Genomic DNA, 3,218 nt, shown 5'->3' with positions numbered 1-3,218 from the left:
GGCGGGGCGGGGGTTGCGCGTGGCTACCTGAACCGGCCCGATCTGACGGCGGAGCGGTTCATCGCCAGTCCCTTTGTGGAAGGCGATCGGCTGTATAAGACCGGCGATCTGGCGCGTTATCTGCCGGACGGCAATCTGGAGTTTCTGGGCCGCAACGACGACCAGGTGAAGATCCGCGGCTTCCGCATCGAGCCGGGCGAGATCGCGGCGCGGCTTTGCGAGCACGCCTGGGTGCGCGAGGCGGTGGTGGTGGCGCGCCAGGACCGGGCCGGCGACAAGCACCTTGTCGCCTATGTCGTGTGTGGACCCGAGGCCGGCTCGGACGAGGACGGTGGCGGCGCGCTTGCCGGCGCCTTGCGCGCGCATGTGAGCGGGCGGCTGCCGGACTACATGGTGCCATCGGCATTCGTGCGGCTCGAGGCCTTGCCGCTGACGGTGAACGGCAAGCTCGACCGCAAGGCACTGCCGGCGCCGGAGGACGAGGCCTATGCGCGGGCGGCCTATGAGGCGCCGCGCGGCGCGATCGAGACGGCGCTGGCCGAGATATGGGCGGAGCTTCTCGGGGTCGAGCGCATCGGGCGCCACGACCACTTCTTCGAGCTGGGTGGCCACTCGCTCCTGGCGGTGCAGTTGCTCAGTCGAGCATTAGATCTTGGGCTGAACTTTAGCGCCGCCGACCTCTTCCAAGCCCCTGTTCTGAAGGAACTTGCATCGAAGAGTCATTTGGAGCCACAGCCCTGTAGTCCGGGCGTGATTTCCGTACAAGCAACCGGATCGCAGCCACCGCTCTTCTTTGTTCCCACAGGCTCGGGCGATTGTTCCTATGTCCTCGGTTTGGCGAACGAAATGGACATAGACTGTCCCATTTACGCTCTACCATGGCCGCCTTTCAATGAGGTTTGTCCACCATCTCTTGAGGCGATGGCCGCGGAGACCATCGTGGCGATTAGAGAGATCCAGCCGCAGGGTCCGTATCGCTTCGCTGGATACTCATCAGGCGGAATCTTGGCNCATCGTGGCGATTAGAGAGATCCAGCCGCAGGGTCCGTATCGCTTCGCTGGATACTCATCAGGCGGAATCTTGGCTTACGCAATCGCCCAGCGCTTGCTGAGTCTCGATGACGCTGTGTCGTTCATCGCTCTCATCGATGTTACGCTACCTGCAAACGTGACAAAGATATCACCCATCCAAATGGTACGAGACGTGGTGCTCGATTCTTTTGAATCCTTAGATGATGAGAGCTTCGAAGTGCTGGAGCAATTTGCTGGACAAAGTTCAATCGCTCAGCTGCTTGAAAAGGGGCAGCAAATTGGGGCAATACCTCTGGATCGTAATCTCCATAACGATGTTTTGATGTATGAAAGGACCGCCCGGTTTCACGAGGCGCTGCAGGCGTACCAAGTCCCAACCCTGCCAATTGAGATACATCAGTTTTATGCCACCGAGGCTCTCTTCAGTTCTCGGGCACGACAAGCTAAGAGTTCATTATGCCCAGAGGCACGTTCGCCTATGCGCGGCTGGGACCGGGTCTTGAGTCCGGAGGCCATTACTGCCGTACCGATTGTAGGCGACCACGTGACGATGATGAGTGTTCTGGAAAACCGCAAGGCTCTGGCCCGAGCCATTTCTACGCCTTTAACCGGGGTTCTTGAAAAAGATCCCTAGCGAACTGCACCGAAGGTTCTGGCACCCAGACGAGGTTCAGTCTCGGATCGCGACAATCCCCAAATGTCGGAGAGTTCTGGCTCGGTGATCCAAAGATGGGAAGCATATGTGGTCTGCCGCCGCTGCTGATCGACGACCGAGTCGATCAACTCCAAGGCCAAGCTGCATTGGCTGAGCTTCTCATTCGAAAAGCTCAAAGGGACCAGATAGAATGGAGACTATCACCATTGATCAACAGAACATCCTCCTCGGCATCCGTCCAATAGAACCGGCTGACGACTCCACCTTGTACGCTTCCGAAGTTACCTCGTTGGGACGCGCTGTTACCAAAGTTCGCCGCCAAAGCGGTGCTGCAAGAGTAGTCGCCAGAACACTCCTTGGCCAACTGGGATTCCCACAACTGCCGATCCTAAAGACGCGCTCTGGTGTTCCGATCTGGCCACCCGGCGTCGTCGGATCTTTGGCGCACCACGATACCGTAGCAGCCGCCGCCATTGCAGGGACGAAAAGGATTGCGGCTCTCGGCATCGACATTGAGCCTAATGAACCTCTGCCGGAGAACCTGATCGAATTGATTGCCACCCCTAACGAGCAACGCACGTACGATCTACGCCTGCTTCAACGGCGGGACCTCTTCGTTTTGAAGGAGGCTGTATATAAAGCCTATTTTCCACTGTACAATGATTTTCTTGAATTCCAGGACGTGGAAATTGATNCTGCGCGATTAGGATACGTGCCAAAGAAAGATTGCACATTTTCGCTCGAGTTACTTGTTTCCAACAATGTAATTGGGTTGGCGTATTCATGGCCGACATGCGGTGACCTTGCCCCGCTGATCTAATCCGGTTGACGTTCGTTCTGGCCCATCGAGAGGACCAGGACATGAAACGTAGCCGCTTTTCTGAAGAGATCATCGGAATTTTGAAGGAACATGAGGCCGGGGTGTCGGTTGCCGATCTGCCGATCTGTGCCGCAAGCACGGGGTCAGCGACGCCTCGATTACAACTGGAAGGGCCGCTTCGGCGGGATGGATGTCTCCAGGCTCGGCGACTGAAGGCTCTGGAGTACGAGAACACGCGGCTGAAGCGGCTTCTGGCCGACGCCATGCTCGACAATGCGGCGTTGAAGGATGCCGCGCCAGNAAACGTAGCCGCTTTTCTGAAGAGATCATCGGAATTTTGAAGGAACATGAGGCCGGGGTGTCGGTTGCCGATCTGTGCCGCAAGCACGGGGTCAGCGACGCCTCGATTACAACTGGAAGGGCCGCTTCGGCGGGATGGATGTCTCCAGGCTCGGCGACTGAAGGCTCTGGAGGACGAGAACACGCGGCTGAAGCGGCTTCTGGCCGACGCCATGCTCGACAATGCGGCGTTGAAGGATGCCGCGCCAGAAGCCAACTGCCTGCGGATACCGACGTGAAGCCGGCCGCCATTCCGATCAAAGACCGGCCACCGTTCCGATTTGAAGCCGGCCACCATTCCAATCAAAAGCCGGCCAGTTTTCGGCACTGAAGATTACCTCCTGGGTCAGCAACTTTGGCATCAATCACCTC

Annotated in this window: 3 protein-coding genes and 2 pseudogenes; all 5 read left to right on the top strand. The window is 58.0% G+C overall.

Annotated features, from left to right (window positions below; all coding sequences use genetic code 11):
• Positions 1-75 precede the first annotated feature (75 nt).
• Positions 76-1,026, top strand: coding sequence for a thioesterase domain-containing protein (locus X738_RS85810; protein ID WP_441295567.1), 951 nt, complete (start codon positions 76-78; stop codon positions 1,024-1,026).
• Positions 1,027-1,081: 55 nt separating this feature from the next.
• Positions 1,082-1,666 (top strand): thioesterase domain-containing protein, encoded by a 585-nt coding sequence (locus tag X738_RS85805; protein WP_373420511.1) that lies wholly within the window; start codon positions 1,082-1,084, stop codon positions 1,664-1,666.
• Between the two features lie 211 nt (positions 1,667-1,877).
• Entirely contained in the window at positions 1,878-2,507 is a 630-nt protein-coding gene (locus X738_RS80325) for a 4'-phosphopantetheinyl transferase family protein (RefSeq protein ID WP_023804245.1), read from the top strand.
• Positions 2,508-2,548: 41 nt separating this feature from the next.
• Positions 2,549-2,797 (top strand): annotated as a pseudogene (locus X738_RS80320) (transposase); the annotation flags it as partial.
• Between the two features lie 35 nt (positions 2,798-2,832).
• A pseudogene (locus tag X738_RS80315) lies at positions 2,833-3,046 on the top strand (transposase); the annotation flags it as partial.
• Positions 3,047-3,218 lie beyond the last annotated feature (172 nt).

It is taken from the genome of Mesorhizobium sp. L48C026A00, assembly GCF_000502375.1.
Taxonomy (GTDB): domain Bacteria; phylum Pseudomonadota; class Alphaproteobacteria; order Rhizobiales; family Rhizobiaceae; genus Mesorhizobium; species Mesorhizobium muleiense.
The sequence above is the reverse complement of the archived record's forward strand: the minus strand, read 5'-3'. Positions and strand labels throughout refer to the sequence as shown.